Source organism: Pseudomonas sp. JAI111, assembly GCF_024809425.1.
In the GTDB taxonomy this organism is placed as follows: Bacteria; Pseudomonadota; Gammaproteobacteria; order Pseudomonadales; family Pseudomonadaceae; genus Aquipseudomonas.
Window position 1 is genome coordinate 353,866 of the sequence record NZ_JANUCB010000006.1, and the last position, 26,984, is coordinate 380,849.

The 26,984-nt window shown below is 60.3% G+C and carries 21 protein-coding genes; 4 read left to right on the forward strand and 17 right to left on the reverse strand.

Annotated elements, in window-relative coordinates; all coding sequences use genetic code 11:
• Positions 1-31: 31 nt before the first annotated feature.
• The 8 genes from HNR03_RS20675 to HNR03_RS20710 all read right to left on the reverse strand — a co-directional run bounded on the left by HNR03_RS20675 (position 32) and on the right by HNR03_RS20710 (position 8,640).
• On the reverse strand, positions 32-403 hold the full coding sequence (locus tag HNR03_RS20675; RefSeq protein WP_259155509.1) for a VOC family protein: 372 nt from the start codon (positions 401-403) through the stop codon (positions 32-34).
• Positions 404-523: 120 nt separating this feature from the next.
• On the reverse strand, positions 524-1,981 hold the full coding sequence (locus HNR03_RS20680; protein WP_259155510.1) for an amidohydrolase family protein: 1,458 nt from the start codon (positions 1,979-1,981) through the stop codon (positions 524-526).
• Position 1,982: 1 nt separating this feature from the next.
• On the reverse strand, positions 1,983-2,843 hold the full coding sequence (locus HNR03_RS20685) for a MurR/RpiR family transcriptional regulator (protein WP_259155511.1): 861 nt from the start codon (positions 2,841-2,843) through the stop codon (positions 1,983-1,985).
• A gap of 15 nt (positions 2,844-2,858) precedes the next feature.
• Positions 2,859-4,208 (reverse strand): GntP family permease, encoded by a 1,350-nt coding sequence (locus HNR03_RS20690; RefSeq protein ID WP_259155512.1) that lies wholly within the window; start codon positions 4,206-4,208, stop codon positions 2,859-2,861.
• A gap of 206 nt (positions 4,209-4,414) precedes the next feature.
• On the reverse strand, positions 4,415-5,860 hold the full coding sequence (locus tag HNR03_RS20695; RefSeq protein WP_222589671.1) for a SulP family inorganic anion transporter: 1,446 nt from the start codon (positions 5,858-5,860) through the stop codon (positions 4,415-4,417).
• Between the two features lie 222 nt (positions 5,861-6,082).
• Positions 6,083-6,976 (reverse strand): NAD-dependent epimerase/dehydratase family protein, encoded by an 894-nt coding sequence (locus HNR03_RS20700; RefSeq protein WP_222589670.1) that lies wholly within the window; start codon positions 6,974-6,976, stop codon positions 6,083-6,085.
• A gap of 103 nt (positions 6,977-7,079) precedes the next feature.
• Positions 7,080-7,991, reverse strand: a complete 912-nt coding sequence (locus HNR03_RS20705; RefSeq protein ID WP_222589669.1) for a LysR family transcriptional regulator — start codon at positions 7,989-7,991, stop codon at positions 7,080-7,082.
• Between the two features lie 58 nt (positions 7,992-8,049).
• Positions 8,050-8,640 carry an NAD(P)H-dependent oxidoreductase gene (locus HNR03_RS20710; protein ID WP_090175823.1) on the reverse strand — a complete coding sequence of 197 codons (591 nt, stop codon included), beginning with the start codon at positions 8,638-8,640 and terminating at the stop codon, positions 8,050-8,052.
• 163 nt (positions 8,641-8,803) lie between these two features.
• On the opposite strand from HNR03_RS20710, the gene HNR03_RS20715 reads away from it, so the two are divergent.
• Positions 8,804-9,118 carry a putative quinol monooxygenase gene (locus HNR03_RS20715; protein WP_259155514.1) on the forward strand — a complete coding sequence of 105 codons (315 nt, stop codon included), beginning with the start codon at positions 8,804-8,806 and terminating at the stop codon, positions 9,116-9,118.
• Here HNR03_RS20715 and HNR03_RS20720 read toward each other — a convergent pair.
• Complete coding sequence (locus tag HNR03_RS20720) at positions 9,108-9,872, reverse strand: sulfite exporter TauE/SafE family protein (protein WP_259155515.1); 765 nt, start codon at positions 9,870-9,872, stop codon at positions 9,108-9,110. The two genes, HNR03_RS20715 and HNR03_RS20720, sit on opposite strands and share 11 nt — an antisense overlap.
• Positions 9,873-10,105: 233 nt before the next feature.
• Between HNR03_RS20720 and HNR03_RS20725 the strand changes: the two genes are divergently transcribed.
• Complete coding sequence (locus tag HNR03_RS20725; protein ID WP_259155516.1) at positions 10,106-10,987, forward strand: LysR substrate-binding domain-containing protein; 882 nt, start codon at positions 10,106-10,108, stop codon at positions 10,985-10,987.
• A 112-nt stretch (positions 10,988-11,099) separates the two neighbouring features.
• Entirely contained in the window at positions 11,100-11,444 is a 345-nt protein-coding gene (locus HNR03_RS20730; RefSeq protein ID WP_007946320.1) for a cupin domain-containing protein, read from the forward strand.
• A gap of 96 nt (positions 11,445-11,540) precedes the next feature.
• Here HNR03_RS20730 and mmsB read toward each other — a convergent pair whose 3' ends face one another.
• Both mmsB and HNR03_RS20740 read right to left on the reverse strand, forming a co-directional pair.
• Positions 11,541-12,428 carry a 3-hydroxyisobutyrate dehydrogenase gene (mmsB, locus tag HNR03_RS20735; RefSeq protein WP_222589665.1) on the reverse strand — a complete coding sequence of 296 codons (888 nt, stop codon included), beginning with the start codon at positions 12,426-12,428 and terminating at the stop codon, positions 11,541-11,543.
• Positions 12,429-12,438: 10 nt separating this feature from the next.
• Positions 12,439-13,965 carry a CoA-acylating methylmalonate-semialdehyde dehydrogenase gene (locus HNR03_RS20740; protein WP_222589664.1) on the reverse strand — a complete coding sequence of 509 codons (1,527 nt, stop codon included), beginning with the start codon at positions 13,963-13,965 and terminating at the stop codon, positions 12,439-12,441.
• A 162-nt stretch (positions 13,966-14,127) separates the two neighbouring features.
• Here HNR03_RS20740 and HNR03_RS20745 point away from each other — a divergent pair, with 162 nt between their 5' ends.
• The gene (locus HNR03_RS20745) at positions 14,128-15,075 is read left to right on the forward strand and encodes a LysR family transcriptional regulator (protein WP_259155518.1); all 948 of its coding nucleotides are present in this window, start codon (positions 14,128-14,130) and stop codon (positions 15,073-15,075) included.
• Here HNR03_RS20745 and HNR03_RS20750 read toward each other — a convergent pair.
• From HNR03_RS20750 to recC, 6 genes are all read right to left on the reverse strand, one after another.
• Positions 15,072-15,524, reverse strand: coding sequence for an OmpA family protein (locus HNR03_RS20750; RefSeq protein WP_208672198.1), 453 nt, complete (start codon positions 15,522-15,524; stop codon positions 15,072-15,074). The genes HNR03_RS20745 and HNR03_RS20750 overlap by 4 nt on opposite strands.
• A 56-nt stretch (positions 15,525-15,580) precedes the next feature.
• Complete coding sequence (locus HNR03_RS20755) at positions 15,581-16,849, reverse strand: diguanylate cyclase domain-containing protein (RefSeq protein ID WP_259155519.1); 1,269 nt, start codon at positions 16,847-16,849, stop codon at positions 15,581-15,583.
• Positions 16,846-17,421 carry a YfiR family protein gene (locus HNR03_RS20760; RefSeq protein ID WP_222589659.1) on the reverse strand — a complete coding sequence of 192 codons (576 nt, stop codon included), beginning with the start codon at positions 17,419-17,421 and terminating at the stop codon, positions 16,846-16,848. Before HNR03_RS20760 ends, HNR03_RS20755 begins: the two co-directional genes overlap by 4 nt.
• A gap of 119 nt (positions 17,422-17,540) precedes the next feature.
• Positions 17,541-19,649 carry an exodeoxyribonuclease V subunit alpha gene (recD, locus tag HNR03_RS20765; RefSeq protein ID WP_259155520.1) on the reverse strand — a complete coding sequence of 703 codons (2,109 nt, stop codon included), beginning with the start codon at positions 19,647-19,649 and terminating at the stop codon, positions 17,541-17,543.
• Entirely contained in the window at positions 19,646-23,335 is a 3,690-nt protein-coding gene (gene recB, locus HNR03_RS20770; protein WP_259155521.1) for an exodeoxyribonuclease V subunit beta, read from the reverse strand. Before recB ends, recD begins: the two co-directional genes overlap by 4 nt.
• Entirely contained in the window at positions 23,332-26,781 is a 3,450-nt protein-coding gene (gene recC, locus HNR03_RS20775) for an exodeoxyribonuclease V subunit gamma (protein ID WP_259155522.1), read from the reverse strand. Before recC ends, recB begins: the two co-directional genes overlap by 4 nt.
• Between the last annotated feature and the right edge of the window lie 203 nt (positions 26,782-26,984).

Genomic DNA, 26,984 nt, shown 5'->3' on the forward strand with positions numbered 1-26,984 from the left:
GAGAAATCGTCGGGCCTCGTTTTAACCTCGCTCAATCAACACTGATCGCATTGGTAAACACCAACCGGTTCCCGAACGGGTCGGCAATGGTCATGTCCTGGCTGCCCCATGGCATTGCCTGAATCTGCGGGCTCGAGAACGTGTATTCCTTGGCCAGCAGTTGCTGCTGGAACGCTTCCAGTTCATCCGTCTCAATGCGCAGCGCCGAGCCTGGCGTGCTGTCGCCGTGGTGTTCGGACAGGTGCAGCACGCATTCGCCACGGGAGACTTGCAGGTACAGCGGCAAATTCGGCTCGAAACGGTGCTGCCAGTCAACCGAGAAACCCAGGAAGTCGACGTAGAACTCCAATGCCTTGGTTTCATCGAAGATCCGCAGGATCGGGGTGGTTTTGCCGAAGCTCATTGGGTTGCTCCTTGACTGGATAGACCCCGATTGTAGTTGGGGTGGATCTCAGCGCTTCGGCTTGGACATGGCTTTCTTTAATCGCAATGTGCCATCACTGTGACCCAATGCTCGGATTCGTTACTGGAACCCGTCGCGCAAATCCCCTTCCCGCGCCAGAAACCGCCCTTCCCTTCTACCGTTTGCCTGCCCCTCGCTGTAACTCAACACGCCGTTGATCCACACGCCATCAATCCCTTCCGCCGCCCGTTGCGGATCATTGAAGTCCGCCACATCACGAATCGTCACTGGGTCAAACAACACCAGGTCGGCCCAATGCCCTTCACGGATTTCACCCCGCTCCTTCAAGCCAAATCGCGCCGCCGACAACCCGGTCATTTTGTGCACGGCGGTGTGCAGCGGAAACAGCCCGACATCGCGACTGAAATGTCCGAGCACGCGTGGGAATGCGCCCCATAAGCGTGGATGCGGAAACGGGTCTTCCGGCAATCCGTCAGACCCGACCATCGACAGCGGATGCGCGAGGATTCTTCGTACATCGGCCTCGTCCATCCCGTAATACACCGCCCCGGCCGGTTGTAGTCGGCGGGCGGCTTCGAGCAACGGCACGCCCCATTCGGCGGCGATGTCCATCAAGTCGCGGCCACCCAGTTCCGGGTGCGGCGTGGACCATGTGATGGTGATGCGATGGGCGTCGGTGACTTGCTTGAGATCCAAAGTCGAAGAGCTCGCCGCGTAGGGGTAGCAATCACAGCCAACCGGGTGGGTTTTTGCGGCGTGTTCAAGGGACGCCAACAGTTGCGGGCTGCGTCCCCAGTTACCGGCGCCGGCACATTTGAGGTGGGAAATGATCACCGGGGATTTGGCATGACGGCCAATCTGGAACGCCTCGTCCATGGCTTCCAGCACCGGTTCGAATTCGCTGCGCAAATGGGTGGTGTAGACCGCGCCGAATGCGCTCAGCTCTTCGGTCAATTGCATCACTTCATCCGTGGACGCCGAAAAGGCGTTGGCATAGGCCAGGCCGGTGGACAAACCCAGCGCGCCGGCCTCAAGGCTCTCGCGCAGTTGCTCGCGCATCGCTGCGATTTCATCCGGCGTGGCGGTGCGCATCAGGTCGTCAAGATGATTGCTGCGAAGCGCCGTGTGCCCGACCAGTGCGGCGACGTTCAGCGTGGTGTTCGCCGCCTCGACTGCCGCGCGGTAGTCGCTGAACTTCGGATAAACAAAAGCCGACGAGGTGCCCAACAGGTTCATTGGGTCCGGCGGATCACCGCGCAAACTCACCGGCGCTGCGCTGATCCCGCAGTTGCCGACGATCACCGTCGTCACACCCTGGCTGAGCTTGGGCAGCATCTGTGGCTGGCGGATCACCACGGTGTCGTCGTGGGTGTGCACATCAATGAAACCCGGCGCCAACACCCGGCCGGCGGCCTCGATTTCTTCGTTGGCGGTGGCCTCGTGCAAGTCGCCGATGCGCTCGATGCGGCCGTTCAAAATCGCCACGTCGGCGGGATATCCGGGGGCGTTGCTGCCGTCGATGATCAGGGCGTTGCGAATCAGCGTGTCGTACATCATGTCAGTCTCCCAACGGCAAGTGGTCGTCGCCGCCGCGGTAATCGTCCAGGGCGAGTTTGATCCGCCGCAGACGCTCTTGATTGTCTTCAGGATTGGCCAGCGCCAGCTCGGTGGCGAGCACGTCGATGGCCAGCAGCATGCCGTAGCGCGCCGCCGTGGGTTTGTAGATAAACGAGGTTTCGACGCCTTGCAGCGGCAGCAGCACATCGGCCAGTTGTGCCAGTGGCGAATCGGCGCGGGTGATGGCGATAATGCGCGCGCCATAGTTGCGGGCCAGCTCGACGGCTTCAATGAGTTCGGGGGTGATGCCGGTCAGCGAGCAGGCAATCACCGCGCGTTCGGCATCGAGGCTGGCGGCGGTGACACGCATCATCACCGGGTCGTGACACACCGCAATCGGGTAGCCGAATCGCACCAGCCGCACTTGCAGTTCGTCGCTGCACAAGGTCGAGCAACCGCCCATGCCGAACGCATGAATCATCCGCGCCTTGCCCAACAGTTTCACCGCATCGGCGAAGCGCGACTCGTCGAATGCCGATAAATGCTGACGCAGCGTCGACTCGATATCGCCGACGATCTGCCCATAAAACGCAGATTGCTCGGGCTTGCCCGCCGGGTCGAGAAAGCGACTGCCAACGCCGCTGGCCTGAGCCAGTTGCAGGCGCAAGTCGCGCAGGTCGCGGCAGCCCACCGTTCGGGCAAATCGCGACAGCGTGGCGGTACTGACTTCCGCCCTCAGCGCCAGCTCATCGAGGCTGGCGGCGGAGGCAAATCCCACGTCGTCGAGCATCAGCCGGGCGATGCGTCCTTCGCCAGCGCTGAAGGAATCCTGACGGGCGCGGATCTGGTAGAGGATGTCCATGGCGAGCGGCTCCGACTAAATCAGGTAAGAAAGACCTACGGTCAGCGCGAACGCCACCAGCGAAATGATGGTTTCGAGCACGGTCCAGGTCTTGAAGGTCTGGGCAACGGTCATGTTGAAGTATTCCTTGATCAACCAGAAACCGCCGTCGTTGACGTGGGAAAAGATAACCGACCCCGCGCCCGTCGCCAGCACCAACAGCTCCGGGTGCGGATAACCCAGACCAATGGCCACCGGCGCAACAATCCCCGAGGCCGTGGTCATCGCGACCGTGGCTGAACCGGTGGCGATGCGCATCAGCGCGGCGAACAGCCAACCCATGATCAGCGGCGACAGGTGAAATTCATGGGCCAGGCTGACGATTTGGTCGGTGACCCCGGCGTCCACCAGAATCCGGTTCAAGCCGCCGCCGGCACCGACCAGCAAGGTGATGCTGGCGGTGGGCGCCAGGCATTCGTTGGTGAATTTGAGGATCGACTCGCGGTTGAAGCCCTGGGCGATGCCCAAGGTCCAGAAGCTCAGCAAGGTCGCCAGCAACAGGGCGATCACCGAATTGCCGATGAACAGCAGGAACTGGTTGAACCCGCTGCCCGGCGTGGAGATCAGGTTGGCCCAGCCGCCGATCAGCATCAGCACCACCGGCAACAAAATGGTCGCCATGGTGATGCCGAAGCTTGGCAGCCTGTCGCGCGGTTCGCGGTCGAGGAACTGGCGCTCCAGCGGGTTCTCCGCCGGCAGTTGAATGCGCGGCACGATGAACTTGGCGTACAGCGGGCCGGCGATGATCGCCGTCGGAATGCCGATCAAAATTGCGTACATCAACGTCTGCCCGACCGACGCTCCGTACACCTGCACCGCCAGCATCGCCGCCGGGTGCGGCGGCACCAGTGCATGCACCACCGACAGCCCGGCGACCATCGGCAAACCGACCATCAGGATCGACACACCAACGCGCCGCGCCACGGTGAACGCAATCGGCACCAGCAGCACAAAACCGACCTCGAAGAACAACGGCAGGCCGACCAGAAAGGCGATGCAGACCATCGCCCAATGCGCGTTCTTCTCGCCGAACCGGTCGATCAGGGTCCGCGCCACCTGCTCGGCACCGCCGGACTCGGCCATCATCTTGCCGAGCATCGTGCCCAGCGCCACCACCAGCGCGATGTGCCCCAGAGTCTTGCCGACACCCGCCTCATAGGCGCCGACCACGCCGGACGCCGGCATGCCGGCCAGCAAGGCCAGGCCGATGGACACCAGGGTAATGACAATGAACGGATTGAGTCGGTAACGGGCGATCAGAACGATCAGCGCAATGATGGCGATGGCGGCATACACCAGCAACCAATAGCCGAAGGACAGGGTCATGCGGTACTCCTCGAAAGGGTCACGTCGAAAGATTGTGAAAGTCATAAAACATTTCGAGAGGTGATTTTCAAACGAGGTGAAACTAATTTTCGTGCAAGGGTAAGGGTTGTCGCTTAGAGATATGCGCGGTCGGTCGATATGAAAATCGGATAGGAGAATTTACATGCCGATCGTTCCCACGCTCTGCGTGGGAACGATCATCAAATTCAGTCGTGATTCACCCGGGCGCGCTTGAGCAGTTTCTTGCAGCGCTCGGACAGGTGCAGCACGCGCAGGTGCTTGCCGGCCTTGTCGTAGCGTTCACGCAGCGTCTTCAGCGCGGCGATGGCCGAGTAGTCGACAAAGCTCAGGTGCCGGCAATCGATCGTCACCACGGGCGGGTCGTTGGCAGGATCGAATTGATTTAGAAATGGCGTGGTCGAGGCGAAGAACAGCGTGCCATGCAGGTGATAAAGCTTGCTGCCGTCGGCTTCCAGATGACTGTCGGCATAGAGCTCGCGAGCCTGCTGCCAGGCAAAGTTGAGCGCAGCAATGATGATCCCGCAGAGCACGGCGGTGGCCAGGTCGGTGAACACGGTAATGACCGTGACAGCGATGATGACCAACACATCGTTCAGCGGCACCTTGTTCAGCACCCGCAACGACGCCCAGGCAAAGGTCTGTTGCGACACCACGAACATCACGCCGACCAGCGCGGCCAAGGGAATGCGTTCGATCAGCGGCGAGAGAAACAGAATGAACAACAGAATCAGCACCCCGGCCACCACTCCGGACAATCGTCCGCGACCGCCGGAGCTGAGGTTGATCACCGTCTGGCCGATCATCGCGCAACCGCCCATGCCGCCGAATACGCCGGAGACCATGTTTGCCGCGCCCAGCGCCACGCATTCGCGATCCGGGAAGCCACGGCTCTCGGTGATCTCGTCGGTGAGGTTCAGGGTCAACAGGGTTTCCAGCAGGCCGACCAGCGCCATCAAAATCGCGTAGGGCGCGATGATCCGCAGAGTGTCCAGGCTCCACGGAATGTCTGGCAGCGCAAACGTCGGCAAGCCGCCAGCGATGTGCGCCATGTCGCCGAGGGTGCGCGTCGGCAAGTCGAGCACAAACACCGCCAGCCCCACGCCCAGAATCGCCACCAGCGCCGGTGGCACCGCACGCGTCAGGCGCGGCAGCAGGTAAACGATCGCCATCGTCAGCACTACCAGCCCGGTCATCAGGTAGAGCGGCGCGCCACTGAGCCAGACGTCACCACTCTTGAAGTGCTCAAGCTGAGCCAGCGCGATGATGATTGCCAGGCCGTTGACGAAGCCGAGCATCACCGGATGCGGCACCATCCGCACCAGTTTGCCAAGCTTGAGCAGCCCGAACGCCAGCATGATCAAACCGCCGAGTAATACCGTGGCCAGCAAATACTGCACCCCGTGCTGCACCACCAAGGCAACGATCACCACAGCCATCGACCCGGCCGCACCGGAGACCATGCCCGGACGTCCGCCGAAAAGCGCGGTCAGGGTGCAAATGATGAAAGCGCCGTAAAGCCCCATCAGCGGGTTGAGATGAGCCACCAGCGCGAAGGCGATGCATTCGGGAAGCAGGGCGAAAGAAGTGGTGAGTCCGGCCAGGACATCGGCGCGCAGACTTTTTGATTTCATGGCTAACCCAACGATACGGGCCACAAGACGTGGCCGAAAAAGAGGGAGCGGATGTTACGGAATCGAAGACGAACCGGCCAGTTGTCCGGACGCCTGAAATGCAATCGCGAGCAGGCTCGCTCCCACATTTGTCCTGCGTCGTTCCCATTTTTGCGGATCGACACAAGTCCCCTGTGGGAGCGAGCCTGCTCGCGATAAACGATGACGCGGTCTACAGCGAACTCACACCATCTCGTCACGAATCCAATCAACCACCGACGTCCGCTTCGGCGCCCAACCCAGCAATTCACGGGCATGTTTGCCACGCACTCGGCTGTTGGAGCCCAGACCATAGTTGGCCATTTCATAACCCCACTCGGCTTCGGCGTCCTTGAGCGGCCAGTCTTGTGGCGCGTCCAGTTTCAAGGCCTGCGCCATGGCGGTGGTCATGTCGATGAACGACGCCTCACCGCTTTCGACGAAGTAGAACGTGCCCGGTACGTTCTTGGTCAGCGCCAGCAGGTAAACGCACACCACATCTTCAATGTGCACGTTGGACCAGATGTTCTGGCCAGTGCCGACATGCCGCACCACGCCACTTTTGCGCGCCTGTTTCAGCAGGCGTGGCAGTTGCACGCTGTCACGATTGACGCCCAGGCTGTGGCCGTAGATCAGGGTGTTGCAGATCACTGCCGAGTTCACGCCATCTTTGGCAGCAGCGAGAATCAAGTTGTCGATGGCCACACGAGCGGCCTTGTCGACGGTCGGTTCCGGCAGGTTGTCCTCAACGTAGATGACGTCACTGGATTTTCCGCCCGACGCATCGCCGACGATGCTCGAACCGCTGGTGTGCAGGAACACTTTGTTGGAACCGCGCAACGCATTGAGCAAGGCCTCGACTGCGCCGCGATGGTCGCTGCTTGCGGCATTGATGACGGCGTCGGCAGCCTGGGCCTGTTTGGCCAACAGCGCGCTGTCGTCAAGCGTGCCGATCACCGGCGTGATGCCCAGTGCGCTCAGTTCATTGGCTTGTGCTTCGCTGCGAACCAGGCCGGTGACCTTGTGGCCAGCCCGGACTAGGCCGGTGGCGATGGAGCCACCGATGAAACCAGCAGCGCCGGTAACGAATACGTTCATGGAGAAACTCCCTGCGTTAATAAGTGATGCAACGAGTATCAGGGACTGATCGCAGGCGAAAAATCCCTGTTGACCCAATTCACTCTTGCGCAGGAATCACGAATCAGCCCTTGAAGTCCGAATTCGCGTAGACCGCCAACTTGCCCTGGATGAAGTCCAGGAAACACTGAATCCGCAAGGCCAGTTGCGAGTTTCGGTAGTACACCGCGTTGATCGGTTGGCGGTAGCCGCTGTTGAATTCGGCCAGCAGCACTTTCAAGCGCCCGGCACGAATGTCCTCGATGGTCATGAAATGCGAGAGGCTGGCAATGCCCTGGCCTTCCAGCGCCAGTTGCCGGATCGTCTCACCGCTGGATGCGCCGATCGCCGCCTGGATCGGCCAGCGATCACCGTGCACATAGCGCAACGGCCACTGGTTGAGGCCTTCGTTGTGGGTAAAGCCCAACAATGAGTGCCCGCTCAACTCCTCGACAGTCTTGGGCGTGCCGTGTTGCTCAAGGTAAGCGGGGCTGGCAACGATGTGCAGCGGGCTGCAACCCAGGGAGCGGGCGTGCAAGGTCGAGTCGGCCAGCGTGCCGATGCGGATGGCGATGTCGGTGCTTTGCTCGAGCAAGTCGATGATCAAGTCGTTGCTGTTGAGTTCAAGCTGGATGTCGGGGTAAAGCCGGCGAAACTCATCGATGTACGGCACGATGGCATGCAGCATGAACGGTGATGCCGCGTTGATCCGCAGGCGCCCGGACGGGGTTTGCTGACGGGAGTTGAGGCGTTCTTCAAGTTCGTCCATCTGATCGAGAATCAGCTTGGCGTGCTCGAAGAAATACTTGCCCTCCTCCGTCAGGTCCATGCGCCGCGTGGTGCGGTTGATCAACGTGGTATCGAGCTTGGCCTCCAGCCGCGACAGCGTGCGACTCACCGCCGAAGGCGTTTGCCCGACCTGTTCGGCCGCAGCGGAAATCGACCCGCACTCAATCACGCAGACGAAAATCTGCAATTCATCGGATCTGGCTTTCACGGATGCCCCTCATTCAAAAACTGGCTTGATAGTAGCTGGATGCGGGGCAAAAGGAACCTTACGCCGGCAGGCCGAAGACCTCGGTCAAATGCTGCTCATAGCGTGCGACATCGGCTTCGATGTTCGGGCGTTTCATGACGTCGACACACAGGAACGTCGGCAAACCGGTCATGCCGAGAAACTCGTTGGCCTTGTGGAACGGGAAGTACACCGCGTCCACGCCCTTGGCTTCGAAGAAGTCGGTCGGGTCGTCGAAGGCTTGCTGCGGCGCGTTCCAGGTCAGCGACAACATGTATTGCTTGCCGTGCACCAGACCACCGCTGCCGTATTTTTGCGAGGCGTCGGAACGGGTGCGGCCGTCACTGGCGTAGAGGCTGCCGTGACCTTCGGTGAAGACTTCGTCGATGTACTTCTTGACGGTCCACGGCGCGCCCATCCACCAGCCAGGCATCTGATAAATGATCACGTCGGCCCAAAGGAATTTGGCGACTTCTTCGGCGACGTCGTATCCCTCGTCGATGAACGTGGTTTTCACGTCCAGACCGCCGCGATCCAGCACGCTCAGCGCGGTGTCGTGCAGGGTGGTGTTATAGCGGCCATCGGAGTGGGCAAATTTTTTGCCGCCATTGAGCAACAGGACTTTTTTCATGAAAGGTCTCATAAGGGTCAGAAATTGGATGGCGGCAGGTTAGCGATCTGCCTCGCGCGGAGTAAGCGGCAAACGGGCAAAACTCATTTGACTCACGCGCACAAATCGACCGGCAATTGTTGCCGTAGACTTGCGGCCGATTCTGACTTCAAGAGTTTTTTTGATGAGTGATTTGCAAGGCTTCATCCTGCACGCCAAGACCCGCCCGGAAAAATCCGACGCCTTCGAAGCTTTTTTCAGCGGTTATGTAGAGGCGAGTCGCGCCGAGCCCGGCTGCATCGAGTACCACATGCTGCGCGACAAACAGGACCCGTCGCTGTTTATCTTCTACGAGATCTGGCAGTCCCAGGCCCACCTCGACGTGCACTCGAACCTGCCGCACATGGCGCAGTTCCGGGAGATGCGCATGGAGTACCTGGAACGGGATTTCGATATCCGCGCCATCGACATGCTCAGCCCGTCGTCCGCTACCCGTTGATCAGCAAGTGGCTGCCGAGCACCCCGAGGCCCACGAAGAACACGCGTTTGAACAACACGGCACTGATCCGCTGACGCAGCCATTGGCCCAGTAACATGCCGAGGATCGCGGGGATCAGCGCCAGCAATGACGCGCTCAATTCGCCGCTCCCCAACGCGCCGCGCCAAAACAACCCGGCGGCCAGTGCGAGCGTCGAGACGGTGAACGACAGTCCCAGCGCCTGCACCAGTTCATCCCGGGGCAAACCAAGGGCTTGCAGATAAGGCACCGCCGGAATCACGAAGACGCCGGTGGCCGAGGTGATGATGCCGGTCAGCAAGCCGCACACCGGGCCAAGCCAGCGCTCGCCTGAGCCATCGACGCGCAAGGTCGGCAGGAACAATCCGCTCAACGCATAGAGCAACAACGCAGCGCCCAAACCCCGCACCACCCAATGACCACCCGCCATGCCAATCCACAGCGTACCGACGCCGGTGCCGATGAAGATCGCCAGCAGCATCGGCCACAGCCGTTGGACCAGCCCACGCAAGTGCCCGCCGAATGCCAACTGCCAGACATTGGTGAGAGTCGCTGGAATGATCAACAGCGCAGCAGCCTGTGACGGCGCCATAGCCAGGCCGAGTAACCCCATGGCGATGGTGGGCAGGCCGAGCCCGATGACGCCCTTGATCATGCCGGCCAGCAAGAAGGTGGCGATGACCAATAACGAAAGGGCCAGACCAAGGTTTTGATAGAACGCGGCGAGAGTATTCATGGGGCTATGGTGAGCCTCGACTGGCCGCTTGAAAATCTGCCATATACTGAGGCTGCCTCTTGCCTTGACAGAGGCTGAAACTTTCGCTGCGGTCGCGGACGCCATCGCGGGCAAGCCCGCTCCCACAGTTGGCCGATGTGAATATGAATTCTCTATTCACTGAAGATCCCTGTGGGAGCGGGCTTGCCCGCGAAAGCGTCCGCCCAGACAACAAACCTCCCGAGGCTGTGACAATGCACTTCGACCTCACCGACCTGCGCCTCTACCTGCATATCCTCGACACGGGCAACATCACCGCCGGAGCCGCCCGCAGTCATCTGTCGCTGGCAGCGGCCAGCGCACGAATCCGCGCCATGGAGGCTTCGCTCGGTATCGAATTTCTGCAACGCGGTCGTCGCGGCGTCGCGCCCACACCGGCTGGCAAGGCGTTGGCCAAACACGCCCGGACCTTGCTGCAACAGGCCGAACGCATGCAACAGGATCTCGCGGAATACGCCAAAGGCGTCAAAGGCCAGGTACGGTTGCTGTGCAACACCACGGCGATCACCGAATACCTGCCAGAGTTGCTCGCCGACTTTCTGCGCAGGCATCCCAATCTCGACATCGACCTTCAAGAGCTGCCCAGCGCCCGCATCACCCACGCGTTGCGTCAGGGCGCGGCCGACTTGGGTATCGTGTCCGACGCCGTCGACACCAGTGACCTGCAGACCCGCGCCTTTCGCGATGACCCGCTGGTCCTGATCCTACCGCCCGACCATCCGCTGGCCGACAGCGAACCCTTGAGTTTCAGCGACACCCTGCACCACGATTTCGTAGGCCTGAACGCCAACAGCGCCCTGGCCGTGTACCTCGAAGAACAGGCGTTGCACATCGGTTCGCGCTTGAAGATCCGCGTGCGCGCCGACGGTTTCGACGGGGTGATGCGCATGGTCGCTCGCGGTGCCGGGCTGGCGATCGTGCCCCTCGCGGCCGTCGAGCGCTGGCCGGGGGATCCACCCTTCAAGAGCCTCGCGCTGCGAGATTCATGGGCCCAGCGCAAACTCCTGATCGGCGCCCGGGACTTTGCCGTGTTGCCCGGCTACGCGAAGGCGCTGCTCGAGGCGTTGACCCTTTAGTTTCGAGTTCGCGCGCTTCTGGATACTTCGATGTCGACCCCAGACAACTGGCCGGGGGATCGGCGCTATAGGGTGCGACTTCAGTTCTCTAGTCCACTGTCCCGGAGTCCACATGACCGCACCGATTACCGTCCTTCGCGATACCCACCCACTGCCGGTGCTCGACGCCTGCAAATGGGAAAAACTCGAAGGCGACCCGCACACCGTCAACCTCAATGCCTACACCAGCGAAGACGGCAGCAAGATCATGGGCACCTGGATCTGCACGCCGGGCAAGTGGTACGTGGAATACGTGAAGTGGGAATACTGCGATTTCCGCGAAGGCTATTGCATCATCACCCCGGAAGGGAAAGAGCCGATCCACCTGCGTGCCGGTGATATTTTTGTCATCGAGCCGGGGATGAAAGGCACCTGGGAAGTGGTTGAAACCGTACGCAAGTATTTCGTGTTTGCCTGATGCAAAAAACCGGGGGACCACCCGACGTGGTCTCCCGGCAAATAGCGTTACACGAGCTTGTGGCGAGCCCCCTCGCCACAATCCCGGAATGTCCCCTTATTGGGGTTTGCGATAGCTGTTGATGATCGCCGAGAAGTCTTTTCCACCCTCTCCACGCTGGCTCATCGCCTGATACAACTGCTGGGCCAACGCGCCGAGCATCACCGGTTGGTGCGCCTGACGTGCCGCTTCCGTGGCCAACCCCAAATCCTTGAGCATCAGTTCCGCACCGAAACCGCCGGTATAGCCGCGCGACGCCGGAGCCGTTTCGACGATGCCCGGCCATGGGTTGTACATCTCCGAACTCCAGCAACGCCCGGTGGAACTGTTGATGATCCCGGCCAGCACCGTGGTGTCGATCCCCAGAGCATCGCCCAGGGCCATGGCTTCACTGACGCCGACCATGGAAATCCCCAGCAGCAGGTTGTTGCAGATCTTGGCGATTTGGCCTGTGCCGACTTCGCCGCAATGAACAATGTTTCGGCCCATTTGCGCCAGCACCGGTTGCAGGGTGGCGAACAGTTCAGGCGTGGCGCCGACCATGAAGGTCAGCGTGCCCGCCGCCGCTCCGCCCGTCCCGCCAGACACCGGCGCATCGGCCATAGCCACGCCTTGCTTGGCCGCAGCTGCTGCGACATCGCGCGCGGTTTGCGGGTCGATGGTGCTGCAATCCACGGCGGGTACACCCTTGCCGATACCAGCGAGCACGCCGTCTTCACCCAGCCATACGCTGCGCACATGTACAGCGGCAGGCAGCATGGTGATCACCATTTCTGCGTCTTGGGCCGCTTCACGCGCCGAAGCGCTGATGCTGCCGCCCAATTGCTCCAGCTCAGCCAGAACGGTCTTGTTCAGATCGACCAGCCGCAGCGAGTGGCCAGCCTTGATCAGGTTGCGCGCCATCGGCGCGCCCATGTTGCCGAGACCGATAAAAGCGATTTTCATGTCCGGCTCCTTAACGCAAGTTGATGGTGGTGTTCACACCGTCGTTGACGCTGCTGTCATCGAACCAGCGACTGGTGACGGTCTTGGTCTGAGTGTAGAACTGCACCACTTGCTTGCCATACGGGCCGAGGTCGCCGAGTTTGGAACCGCGCGAACCGGTGAAGCTGAAGAACGGGACTGGCACCGGAATCGGAATATTGATGCCGACCTGACCAACGTCGATTTCGCTCTGGAACTTGCGCGCTGCCGCACCGCTTTGGGTGAACAGGCCCGTGCCGTTGCCGAACGGGTTGGCGTTGACCAGGGCAATGGCCTCATCGAGGGTCGCGACTTCCAGGACCACCAGCACCGGGCCGAAGATTTCCTGGGTGTAGATCTGCATGTCGGTGGTCACACCGGAAAACAGGGTCGGGCCGATAAAGTTGCCCTGCTCGAAGCCTGGAACCGTGATGTCGCGACCGTCCAGCTCAAGCTTGGCGCCTTCCTTGATGCCACTCTCGATCAGATCAAGAATTCGCTGCTTGGCTTTTTTCGAGATCACCGGGCCGACGTCAGTGCCGGGCTCGCTGCCGGCATTCACCGTCAGTTTCTGCGCCAACGCTTTCAGGTCTGGCAGCCATTGTTTGGCCGCGCCCACCAACACCACTACGGAGGTGGCCATACAACGTTGACCGGCCGCGCCGAAACCGGCGCCAACCAAAGCATTGAGCGCTTGTTCACGATTGGCGTCCGGCAGCACAACGGCGTGGTTCTTCGCGCCCATCATCGATTGCACGCGCTTGCCGTGTTTGCCCGCCAGGTCGTAGACGTGAGTGCCGACCGCGGTCGAACCAACGAACGACACAGCCTTGATGTCCTTGTGGGTGCAGAGTGCGTCCACTACGTCTTTACCGCCGTGAACAACGTTGAGCACGCCAGCCGGAACGCCGGCCTCGATCGCCAGCTCCACCAGCAGCATGGTCGACATCGGGTCCTGCTCCGACGGTTTGAGCACGAAGGTGTTGCCGCAAGCGATGGCCATCGGGAACATCCACAGCGGAATCATCGCCGGGAAGTTGAACGGGGTAATACCGGCGCACACGCCGATTGGCTGACGCAGGGTGTAGGTATCGACGCCACCAGCGACGTTCTCGGCGAACTCGCCCATTTGCAGGGTGCCGATGGAGCACGCGTGTTCGACCACTTCCAGGCCACGGAAGATATCGCCTTCAGCGTCGGCGATGGTTTTGCCTTGCTCGTTGCTGAGCACCACGGCGATGCGTTTGGAGTGTTCACGAATCAACGCCTGGAGCTTGAGCATGATGCGCATCCGCGCGCCGATTGGCGTCAGTTTCCAGGTCTGGAAGGCGCGATGGGCGGCGCTGATCGCGGCGTCAACTTCTTGCGCGGTGGCAAACGGAACCTTGGCCAGCACTTGCTGGGTCGCCGGGTTGACGATGTCGTGCCACTCGGTGGTCTGCGACTCGACCCACTCGCCGTTGATCAACAACTTGACCTTCTGCACAGTGGTTTCGTTTGGCGTGAGTGTTGCGTTCATATTGGGTCTCCGGGAAATTGTTCTTATGTAGAGAGCTGTCTGGGGAGCCAAGGCGAAAGGTCGCCTTGCAATGAAGCGGTTGCCGCGAATTGATTATCCGGCTGTTCCTGGAGTATAGATGTGCAAACTTCTGATAAGAACGCACATAAAAGCCGGTCCATCATGCAAAAAAACATCACGTCTTTAGGCTCGTTGAACTGGGATGACCTCAAGTTTTTCCTCGAGGTCTCCCGTACCCGCAAGGCTAGCACCGCGGCCAAGCGACTGGCGGTGGACTACACCACGGTCTCGCGGCGCATCAGTTCACTGGAAGCCGCGTTGGGCACTTTGCTGTTCGAGAAATCCCGGACCAGCGGCTTTGTCCTGACCGCCGAAGGTCAGCGACTGCTCGGTTATGCCGAATCGATTGAAAGCACCCTGCACATGGCCTGCGAACAGGTTTCAGGTTCCGGCGTGGCGTTGTCCGGGCATGTGCGCATGGGCTGCACCGAAGGTTTCGGCAGCTTTTTCATCACCCCGCAGCTGAGCCATTTCGTCGATGCCTACCCGGCGATCTCGGTCGATATCCTGCCGCTACCGCACTTCATCAGCCTGTCCAAGCGTGAGGCGGATATCGTCATTGCCCTGGAACGTCCGGAGCACGGTCCTTACGTTTGTTGCAAGCTCTGCGACTACAAACTGCAGCTCTACGCGACTCAGGATTATCTGGACAAGCACCCACCGATTCGCCGCCCCGCAGACTTGGGCAAGCATCAATTCATCAGTTATGTGGACGACCTGGCCTTCAGCTCGGAGCTGCTGTACCTGGCGAACGTCTTGCCTGGCGCCAGCGCCAATCTGCGCAGCACCAGCGTGATCGCCCAATTCGTCGCGGCACAACAAGGGCGCTCACTGGCAATTCTGCCGTGCTTCCTGGCGGCTCAAGACCCGCGCTTGCTGCCGGTGCTGCCGGAGGAGATCCACATTACCCGGCAGTTCTGGATGTACTGCCGCGAAGACTTGAGGAAGCTCAAGCGGATCACCCTGTTGTGGGATTACATCCGTGAGGTGACTGAGCAGAATCAGAGCCTGTTGATGGGCGAAAGCCGGGAGATGCTGTTCGCCGATTAACCGGCGCTCACAACGATCGACACTCGACGGTTTTCGGTTCGGCCCGCAGCGCTGTTGTTGGAGGCCACCGGCTCATTACTGCCCAGGCCGCGCAACTGGATGTTTTCTTCTTTCATGCCGACCGTTGTCAGGACGTTGGCGACACTTTTCGCGCGGCGCATAGACAGCGTCTGGTTATAGGACTCTTTGCCCGATGCATCGGTGTGACCGTCGACCCGCACGCGCTCGATGCCAACCGCCAGCAAGGCCTTGCCGATGCGTTCGACGATCTCGGTGCTGGCGGCGTTCAGACCATCGTCGTCACTGCCAAACAGCACTTTGCCGGACAAGCCAAACGCCCAGCCGTCATCGGTCAGCTCGAAGCCCTGCTGTTTGAGCACGGAGATTTGGCCCGGGGTCAGGCCCTTTTGCGGGGCCGTCTGGCAGCCGGCCAATGCCAGCAAGGCCATGAACAGGCTGATCGTGAAAAAACGCAGGGAATGTCGAGTGATCGAAAACAAAGCAGTCAGCTCCTGGATTGAACATGGGCGACAGGGTGCTCCGACCCTGCCGTGTGTTGCGCGCCTCTGGAAACACGCTTGGCTTGGTACATGGCCGCGTCGGCGGCATTGAGCAAAGCGCCCGGTGTGGACCCATGATCTGGATATACCGCGATACCGATACTCAAAGAGGTCAACACATGGGTGCTGCCCGGCAGCTGGATCGGTATTTCCATGCTGGCCAGGATCTTGTCGGCAATCCGTTCCGCGTCTTCGGTTTTGTGCAGCGGCGTCAGTAACACGGCAAACTCATCGCCGCCCAGACGCGCGACCAGGTCTTCTTCGCGCAACTGCGCACGAATCCTGCTGGCGACGGCAATCAGCACCGCATCGCCGGCGGCATGACCGAAGCCATCATTGATTTCCTTGAAGCGGTCGCTGTCGAGAAACAGCACCGCCACCCGCTCGTTGAGCTTGCTGGCATTACGCAACGCACGGATCAGGCGCCCTTCGAAAAATGCCCGGTTCGGCAATCCGGTGAGGCTGTCGTGACTGGCCTGGTGCGCCAGGGTTTCGTTTTCGCTTTGCAGATGGGTCTGCCAGGATTCGAGTTCACCGAGCAACGCATTGAAGTCATTGCCCAGGTTATTGAGTTCAGCGATCTCGGCAGGTGGCACGCGCCGGTCAAAGGCTCGGTCGCAGCGGGCGGCGTGCGCGACGGCGGCGAGGCGGCGCAGCGGGCCGGTTATGGCGCGAAGCTGTCGGCGTGCCAGATAGAGCGCGACCCAGGCACTGATGGCCGTGCACAGGACGATTCCCACCAGACCGCTGAGCAAGAAACGCAGCAGGCTGCCGCCGTGACCGGTCAGCTGGATGCTGCCGACCTCCTGGCCTTGGTGAACGATCGGCATGATGATGGGTTTTTCCAGAAACGTTTTCGCGATCTGCAATTCCAGGTCGGAGAACAAACCACTATCCGGTCGCTGCCAGCGCGCCAGTAACCGACCCTTTTCATCCAGCACCTGGGCGTCGGCGACTTCTTCGGTGGAGGCGATCAACGCCAGCGCCTCAGTGGCCGCCGCTTTGTCGTTGAACACCACTGCGGCTTCCACCGTGTAATTGATCGAACGCGCGATCAGGTGCAGGTTGTGGTCGGCATACACCCGCAACGCCAGCACACCCAACAATGTCAGGGAGATGCTCGCCATGGCTACGCCCACCAGCGCGACGATCAAGTGCCCGCGGCCGATGACCGAGCGCAAGGTGGGGCGATCACCCGGTGTGAATAGAATCATGGCGCCGCCGACTTGCGACGGGACAATTGCAGCACACTGGGGTGAATGCGTACGCCGCTGCGGGCGACGGAGTCGAGGTTGACCTCGAAAGACACCTGATCATCACTGACCCGCAAGCAAAACAGGCTGCCGACGGTGCACTGATCGTCGCTTTCGCTGATGCTCAGCACAGGGCGTCCTGTCAACGAGGCAAAGAGTCGACTGCGCTCATCACTGGTGAGCTTGCCGATGTACACCGCATCGCACGCATCGACAATCGACGGGTTTTCGGCCAAGTACCGTTGCACGGTGACGGGCCGGCCAGTGGCCTGGGTCGTGCCTTTGACCAGGTCGTCGGTGTACTCGGTGGGGCCGACCACGCACAGGCGTAATTGGGCGGGCTCAACTGGCCAGCGTGCATAACTGAGAATCCCGAGGACGACCTGAGTGACCGATTTGGCGCGTTGATCGGCCATGCTCCCAGGGGTTTGCGCCTGAGCGAAAACCACGCCGGTCAGCAAGCAGAGAACACCTGCAAGCAGCATTTGCTTGCAGCCAACGACGCGTCCTGTCGTCCGGACAGCCACCTTCATGCAGGATTCTCTTTGAGACAGTAACGAAATGATGCCGCAACGATAGCATAGGGTCGGAACACCAGCGAGGACAGGTGCGGCACCGATTCGGCCAGTTCCCGCCATCCTGCGCCGCCCCTTCAATGACTCGGCTCGACGCCCTCTTCCCATTCCAGCATCAACCCGCTCAAGCGCTTGACCTTGCGTCGCACGGCCTCCTCGAACACCCCGGCTCGCGGCTCGATCAAAGTGAACCAGTGCTTGGCCCGAGTAATCCCGGTGTAGATCAGCTCCTTGGTGAGCACAGGGTTGAGCGCATCCGGCAGAATCAACGCCGTATGGGCAAACTCCGAACCCTGGGATTTGTGCACAGTCATGGCGTACACGGTTTCAACGTCGTTGAGTCGGCTCGGCAGGACAAAGCGCACGCCGCCCTGACCATCGTTGCGGGGGAACGCTACACGCAGCACATGCTTGCCTGGCGCCAGTCCATCACGCTCCGGCAGTTTGAGGGCAATGCCAATGTCACCGTTCATCAATCCCAGGCCGTAGTCATTGCGAGTCATGAGCACCGGCCGACCTTCGTACCATTGCTGATCGCTGTCGATGAGTCGAGCCTTGAGCAGCGCGGCGGTGACTTGCTGATTCAAACCCTCCACGCCCCATGGCCCCTTGCGAACGGCGCACAACAGCTGGAAGGCGTCGAAAGCCTGCAACACCTCACGCGCCCAATCGGTCCAGCGTGGATCATCGAGCGAGCTGTCGAGCGGCGGACGCTGGCTGCGCAGCAGATGCAGGTAATGACGATAGCCTTGCGGCCCTTCACCATGACCTTCAAGCAGTAAGCGTTCCAGCGCCCGATCATGCTCACCTTTGAGGGGCAGAGAAAACACATCTTCGTGGCTTCGAGCCTGCAACAGTTTGCGAGCTTCTTCGGGCTGCTGCTGGTTGACCCAACGGGCCAACTGACCAATCCCGCTGCCCTCTCCGAATCGGCGCGAGTGACGGAGCATCACGACTTGCTGGGCAAGGGGATGAGCGCCGTCGGTGTCCTCACGCAAACCGCTGGCGCTCAGGCTTTCGCCACTGATGGACTCAAGCCACTGTCGAGTTTGCGGGCTGTACCAGCCAGCCTCGGCATCGCGACACAGATCGCCCAGCACCGCGCCCGCCTCCACCGAGGCCAATTGATCCTTGTCACCGAGCAACACCAGCCGGGCATGGGCCGGCATCGCGTCGAGCAGGTTGGCCATCATTTCCAGGTCGATCATCGAGGCTTCGTCCACCACCAGAACATCCAGCGGCAAGCGATTGCCGGCGTGGTGACGGAAGTGCCGGGTGCCGGGGCGGCTGCCAAGCAAGCGGTGCACGGTGGTGACGTCAGACGGGATTTTGTCTCTTACGGTGTCTGCGACTTCCAGTGTCCGGACTTGCTGGCTGATGGATTCCGTCAGCCGTGCCGCCGCTTTGCCGGTAGGCGCCGCCAGACGAATGCGCAGCGGTTTGCCCGCCGCCACTGCTGGCGCCTGGAGCAACGCCAGCAACCGCACGACCGTGGTGGTCTTGCCGGTGCCCGGGCCGCCGGTGACGATGCTGAACGCGCTGCGGGTAGCCAGGGCACAGGCGAGCTTTTGCCAGTCGATCACTTCACCGGGCTTGGCCGGACCGAACAGCCCCGTGAGGCGTTGGAACAGGTCATTCGGCGTAGTTTCGTGTTCAGCCAGGCGCAAGCGCAGGGCATTGTCGATGCGCCTTTCGTAAGCCCAGTAGCGGCGCAGGTACAGGCGCTTGCCCGACAGCACCAAGGGCCGTGATTGCGCCTCTTCGCGACCATCGACGGCCAGCGCTACCAGGCGACTGGATGCCAGGACCTTGCACCAATGCGCGCCGTCCAGTGCTTCAAGCAGTTGCGATGGCAACAACATCGCACCACTTTGCACATCGCCTTCCGGCGGCAGCGACAGGGCGAAGTCCGGTTCTTTCAGCGTTTCGAACAAATCCAGGCAGACGTGGCCGTGGCCCAGTTGGTGACTGGTCAACGCGGCGGCGAGCAGCACCAACGGATCATCGTCGGGGGCGAGTTCGTGGAGGAAGGCAACAAAGGCTTTGTCCAGCGCCCGTAGCCAGCCACGTTCCACCCAGCGCGTCAGCAATAGCAGCAGGTCATCTGCCCGAGTCAGGGGCGCCAGGTCCGCCAGGCTTTCGGCTGCCAATGGCGTGGGCAGCAAATCGGCGAAGGTGCGACTCATAACAGTTCTCCCTGTTCCCAGGCGGGTTCGGCCTTGGGTTCCGGCTTGCCTTGGAACAGCCGGTCAAGGCGCTCGATCAGCTCTCTGGGTGGGCGGGCAAAATACGCACCTTGGGTGAGTGCCCGCGTGCCACGCAGGAACAGGTACAGCGCCCCCCCGACATGCCGGTCGTAATCGTAATCCGGCAGCCGCGCCTTTAGCTGGCGGTGCAGGGCCAACAGGTACAGTACGTATTGCAGGTCATAACGATTGTCGAGAATCGACTGCTCCATGGCCTGCTCGGTGTAGGACGAGTCATCGGGCCCCAACCAGTTGGATTTGTAATCGGCGACGTAGTAGCGACCTTCGTGTTCGAATGTCAGGTCGATGAAGCCCTTGAACATGCCGTTGAGCAATACCGGTTCGGCGGCCACCCGAGCGACGCCGTTATGGGTGTATTGGCGCACCAGTTCATCGAGCTTGAGCACATCGACTTTATGACTGGCGAACCAGAATTCCATCTCGACGCGGTACTGAGTGAGTTGCTCGAAAATGACCGGGGTCTGCCCATCACCGATGGGCAACGCAGACTTGAGCAAGTGTTGCAGCCAATCGCTCAGCGTGGTGATCCAGCCTTCCCAGCCCCGACGATTGCAGCGACGGGCAATGGCGTCTTCCACGACTTGCGGGGCCGCACAGAACCCCTCATCGCCGGCCCATTCCAGCAAACCATGGAGAAAGGTCCCGGGGTTCGGGCCACGGGGGAAACGATGGATATCAGCGCCACCGGCAACAACTTCTCGCGGCGCTTGTGGATCGAGGCGCTCGTCGTCAAAGAGCTTTTGCGCTTGCGGGTTCTCCGGGGCTTCATCGCTGCCCACACTCAGAATGTCGCCGATACGCAACGCACTGTAGGAGGCGATCCACCAGTTTTCGCTCGCCTTGCGCTTGGGTATCAGCGGCGCAAGCAACCTCGCTTCATTGCGTGGCGGGTGATAATGGTCGGCTGTCGCCTCAGGCATTTCTCCATAGCTCAGTGCCGGGCAGTCTTGCTGAAGATCTTCCAGCCAGCGTTTCAAGCCTGCGGATTCGGTCAGTGGAGCACCGCCACCCAGCAAATAACCCAGCGCAGAAAGGTGCAGCACCGAACTGTTGTTATTGCCGCGCTTGAGATCTGTCACGCCGAGCCAACAGGCATGTTGTGCCCGGGTCAGGGCGACATAGAGCAACCGCAGGTCTTCGGCCATGCGCTCATCATCGGCGAGGGCAATCAATTCGGCAGTCGGCTTCAGGGTCACCTGAGCCTTGCCGCTTGCGTCGTGGAAATGCAGCGGTAAGCGGCTGCCATCCACTGGTTTTGCCGAGCAGATGAACGGCAGGAACACCAACGGATATTCCAGCCCCTTGGACTTGTGAATGGTCACGACCTTGACCAGTTGCTCATCGCTTTCCAGACGCAGGATCTGTTCTTCACCGGCCTGACCGGACAATGCCAAATGTTCGGATAGATGACGAATCAGCGCTTGCTCCCCATCGAGTTCGGCAGCGGCCTGCTGCAACAACTCCGACAGGTGCAACAAATTGGTCAAGACACGTTCGCCGTCACTGCGCGCGATCAACGCCTCAGGTAACTGGAAGTCATGCAACAGGCGCCGCAACATGGGCAACACGCCTTGCTTGCGCCACAGTTCGCGATATCCGCGAAATTGCATGACCCGGGCCTCCCAAGCGAGCTCGTCTTGATTCAGACGTTCCAGTTCAGCCAGGGATAGGTTCAGTGTGATGCAAGCCAGCGCGGCTCGAAGTGGCCGCTCGATATCCGGCTCGGCGCAAGCCTTGAGCCAGGTCAGCAGGTCGTGGGCTTCTTGCGCGGCGAAGACCGAATCCTTGTCCGAGAGGTAAACGCTGCGCACGCCGCGTGCAGAGAGTTCGCCACGCACGGCCTGGGCCTCTTTGCCGTCACGAACCAGAATCGCGATGTCGGCAGGCAAGAGGCGTCTGAAATCCTTGCCGTCCTCGATGAAGCCCGCTCGACCTGCTTCGCCCCCATTGAGCAACGCGGTGATTTCACTGGCACAGGCGGCGGCGAGCTGTTGTCGATACACCACACCTGACAATGGCTGCTCGGCGGACAGGTGCCAGATGTTCAGGGCGGGGACGACTTCACCGTCAACCTGCAGAACTTCTTTGCGACCTTGGGATTCGACAGGCAGGAACGGCACTGGGTTCTCGCCGTTCTTTTCACGAAACAGGAACGCGCCGCGCCCCAGCTCACGAGACTCGGCACGCTCGAATACATGGTTTACCGCACTGACCATGCCGTGGCTGGACCGGAAATTCGTTCCCAGGGTATGCAAGCGGCCGGCAGTGGCCTGGCGTGCCCGCAGGTAGGTATAAATGTCGGCACCGCGGAACGCGTAAATCGCTTGTTTGGGGTCGCCAATCAGAAACAGGCCGCATTCGGGATTGTTGTCTTCGATGCGATAGATGCTTTCGAAAATCCGGTACTGCACCGGGTCGGTGTCCTGAAATTCATCGATCAGTGCCACAGGAAACTGCTCACGAATCAGGGTCGCGAGACGCTCGCCGCCATCGGACTGCAATGCCGCATCAAGGCGCAGCAGCATGTCATCGAACCCCATCTCCGCGCGGCGACGCTTTTCTTCCTCGAACCGTGCACTCACCCATTGAGCGGCGTGTTGCAGGACAGCCGCGTCAGGGGTAGGCAACCCATCGAGGCTCGCTTTGAGACCGGGCATGGCGTCCAGCCCCGGGTGACGTGGGGCGTCTCCCTTCCAGGCTTCGGCCATGCCATCCGGGGTCAGACGAGTGAAGCCGGTGCCGATATCCAGCTGCTCCAGGGACTCGTCTTCGGCCCAGGCCTTTATTTTTTCGAACCAGGGTTCGAAATAACGTGCCTGCATCTTTCGACCGTCGACGCTCTTGCTCGCAACGCCTTGGTGACAGAGAGCAAGCAGCTCGTCCACCCATTGGCGCCAAGGCATCTTGAGCTCGAGCAAAGCAGTTCGTCGTTCCTGCAGGCACTCGGCGATGAGTTCGGCAGGCTCTTTACCTTCGACACTGTTCCGTTCGCTGGCGAACAAACCACGGACACGAGGCAATAACGCCGCCGGGCCTCCCCAATTATTTCGCACCCAGTTCAGGGCATCGCCTTGCATCGGATAACAGAACAGCCGCCAGTAATCGCGCAGCACTTCGCCCAGCAAATCGCTGTGATCGGTTTCAAGGGTTTGGGTAAACAGGCTGCCACTGTCGAATGCGTGCTCGCGCAACATGCGCTGGCACCAACTGTGGATGGTCGATACGGCAGCTTCATCCATCCACTGTGCGGCGATGTCCAGGCGGTTGGCGCAGCCTGACCACTGTTCCGGCAGATATTCATCACGCAGTTCAGCGATGAGGCTGTCGGGGGCCTTGATCTCCTCACGGAAGTACCGCGCGGCTTCAGCCAGACGTGTGCGAATACGTTCGCGCAACTCTTTGGTCGCGGCATCGGTGAATGTCACAACGAGGATTTGTGGCGGCAACAATTCACGCCCAAATCCACCCGATTCGCCACCGTGCCCGAGGACCAGACGCAGGTACAACGCGGAAATGGTGAAAGTCTTGCCAGTACCGGCGCTGGCTTCGATCAGTTGGCTGCCACTCAGGGGGAATGCCAGGGCCAGTGGTGTTTTCGTGGTCATGCGCGCGCCTCCTCGCTGTTCAACGAACGCCAGGGGGCTTCGAGCATCGGCTTATACAATGTGTTGCACCAGTGGTGGAAAGTGTTCGCGGCAATCAGAGCATCGTAATCGGCGAATTGCCGAGCGAGTGCCGGGCTTTCACGGCGCTCGCCATCAGTGGTTTGACCGTCGCCTTCATAGGCTTTTCGAGCGGCGTCGTCGGCTTTGACCGGGTCTGTCTGGGAGAGCCAGGCAAAAGCTGTTTTCACCGCGATCGGCAGCGGTTGGCACATGCCTTCTTTCCATGCTTGTAACAGTTGGCCCAAGGTGCGCAATGCTACGTCCTTCTCCAACGGAGCCAGCAGCAAACTATCGTCACTGGCGACCAACGCCGTGGTCATCGACATGCCGCTGGCGCAGGCCACCAAATGATTGACCCATGATCGGGTCAGGCGATGCCACTTGCGGGTCTTGATCGAACCAATGCTGTTGGGAATCGTGGTAACCGATAGCAAGCCGCCGTCTGCACGCTGGTACAAGCCACTGAGCCAGCCCTCCAGACGAAGACCTTCCAGCTCCAGGTTCACTGGCAACGCACTGGTTAGCGCTGTTGGCCACAATGTCAGCAGTTGTTGGTAGCGTTGCAACAGATCCGGCAATGGTTCGATCAGCTCTCGCTGTAGGGATTCGCCGAACCCGGCCATAGGCAGGAGACCACTGTTTTGCAGACGCCTTGCCTGCGTCTCAAGCGCCGAATCGACATGCGCCAATTGCCCCAGCGCAGCGCCAAGCAAACTGTCACTGAGGCTATAGCGCTGAAGTGCGTCGAGTACGAAGGGCTCTTCATCGGCCAAGGGAGCTTCAGCCGCCTCGAAAAATACCTTCAGTCGCTGACTGAAAAAATGTCGCACCGGGTTACGCAGGAAATCCTGCAATTGACCGAGACTCAGCGGTTCCTCTTGAATGTAGTCATCGAGCGTCTGAACATCCGTCGCCAGTTCGCCGGTTTGATGCAGCACCTGCCACTCGCTGGCGTAGCTGAACAGGTCATCGCCCTCATGAAAATAGCGCGCGCTGAAGGGTTGCAAAGGGTGCTCTTGCGTCATGGCTTCAAGCAGGTCACTGCCGATTGCTAATCGCCAGCCACTGGCGAGGTGGTCGCGAAGTTGGCCTATCAATACCGAAGCCGGGCGCTCACTGTTGTCCCGAATGCTGCGACCGACCCAGCTGATATACAGTTGGTTGCGAGCCGACAACAGCGCCTCCAGCAACAGATAGCGGTCATCCTCGCGTCGGGAACGATCACCCGGGCGGTAGTCGCTGCCCATCAGATCGAAGTCCAGCGGTGGTTGCGCTCGAGGGTAATCGCCATCATTCATGCCGAGCAGGCAGACGAGTTTGAACGGGATCGCCCGCATTGGCATCAACGTGCAGAAGTTGACAGCTCCCGCCAGAAAACGCTGAGACAGGCGCCCCTGGTCGAGTCCTGCCAGCCACGCTTCACGGACCACGGTCAACGGCAGGTCATCATGCAAGCCTACTGATTCGCAGGTCTCAAGCCAGGTTTCACGCAATTCTTCGAGTTGGGCCAGCAAGTAATCGTCATGCTCATTGCTGGCCTGGAAAAACAACTGCACCAACGCCTGCATCCTGACGCCCCATTGCTTGGGTGACGCCGGTTGCGTGAGTTCCTGATGGGCAACCTCCAACGCGTCCAGCAACGCAACCAAAGGACCGATGAGCGCGGCATCCAGGCCACCGATTTCATCGTAAGGCTCGATACCGTCGCAGGCACTGGCGCTGCCAACGGCATAGCCGAGCAGCATCCGGCGCAGGCCGAAACGCCAACTGTTTTGCTCCAGCGCTTCAGGCAATCCCAAACCCGCACGCTGCTCGGCGTTCATGCCCCAGCGAATGCCGGCGCCTTCGATCCAGCGGTGCAGGGTCGGCAGATCACGCTCTTCTACACCGAAGCGAGCACGCAGCGCGGGAACGTCCAGCAGATCGAGGATCTCGCTGACAGGGAAGCGGCTGTCGGGGAGCTTCAACAGATGCTCGACGGCAATAAGCAGCGGATCACGACCGCGCTGGCCTTGGTCCGCGAGCGTGAATGGTATGAAGCGCGGATCGAAGCGATCCAGTTGGCCGAACACCGCGCGGATATGCGGTGCATAGCTGTCGATGTCCGGGACCATCACAATCACGTCGCGCGGCTTCAACTCGGGATCAGCACTGAAGCGCGCGAGTAACTGATCGTGGAGGATCTCTACTTCGCGTTGCGCGCTATGGGCGATGTGGAAGCGGATCGACTCGTCCTGACTCAGATCGACGGCCGGCCACTGCTCGCGAGTCTCATTCAGTGGACGTAGCTCAAGGATGTCGTCTTGCAGTTGGTTGAGCATATTCCGTGGCTGGCTATCGCTGAACAAATCGATGCGCCCATCACGAAATGCCGAACGATAGCTATTGGGGTCGTCGTAGCTATCGAGCAGATTAATGTAGTCTCGCCCCTGCTTGCCCCAGGCCGCCAATAGCGGATGGGCATGTTGGTGAAGGGTCTGTGGATCGAGCACGACAGGCATGCCGCTCTTGCGGGCCTGACGTTTGTATTGATGCCGCAACAGGTCTTTATCAGCGACGATGTCTGCCCAATGGTGACGACATGGGTTGTGTACGCAAAGCAAGACCTGGCTGAATCGGGCGAGTCCGGCCAGAGCTTCCAGCGCTTGAGCGGGGAGAGAGGAGATCCCGAAAACAATCACACGGGAAGGTAGTCCTTTGGGCGCCACGTCGAGGCTGTTGATACGCTCAATAAATCGCTGATGAACTCCGGCACGACTTTGAGCCATGCCCTGTTCACCAACATCCAGCAACAGTGCGCGCCACAGTTCTGCCTGCCAACAGTTGGCCGGGGTGAGGGGCTTGGCTTCGCCTCTGACATTTCGCAGCTGATGACGACCTTCCGCCCAATCCTCCAGCCAGTCGGCCCGGTACACCTGGTATTGGTCGAACAGATCTGCCAGTCGCTCTGACAACTGGTAGCGCTTGCGTAGATCAGTGTCGTTGGTGAGGAAGCGTTGCAGCGGTTCGAAATGTGGTTGATTGATCAGCTGCGGGAGCAATCGCATCAGACGCCAGGTCAGTGGTGCTTTATCGAGCAGGGATTTGACCGGAATTTCATCACGCCCCAGGACCATGCGATAAAGCTGCCACATGAAGCTGCCCGGTAACTGAACATCGATGGCAGCTGCAATTCCGCAGCCGCCCATATCGTCATCTTCCGGGTCTTCGGCCAACGCCAGCTTCAGCCACTGGGCGATGCCATTACTCTGAACCAGGGCGATTTCATTTTCCAAGGGAGCTAGCGGGTAGTTCCGCATTACGCTGATCACCAGGCTACGCAGTTCATCCAGACTGTTGCTTTGAACCACCATAAAACCGGCATTGAGGGACGCGGCGTCCGGCATAAAAGCTTCCTTGGGAAATGACAAAATCTAGGGCCGAACCTTAGCACTGTCGGGAGACTGTGACAGCCGGAAGCCGTCTGAAGATGCTGTACGAACTTTCCTGCGGGCAAAACAAAACCCCTACCTGCATACGCAGATAGGGGTTTCGGAATTTAATCTTGACGATGACCTACTCTCACATGGGGAAACCCCACACTACCATC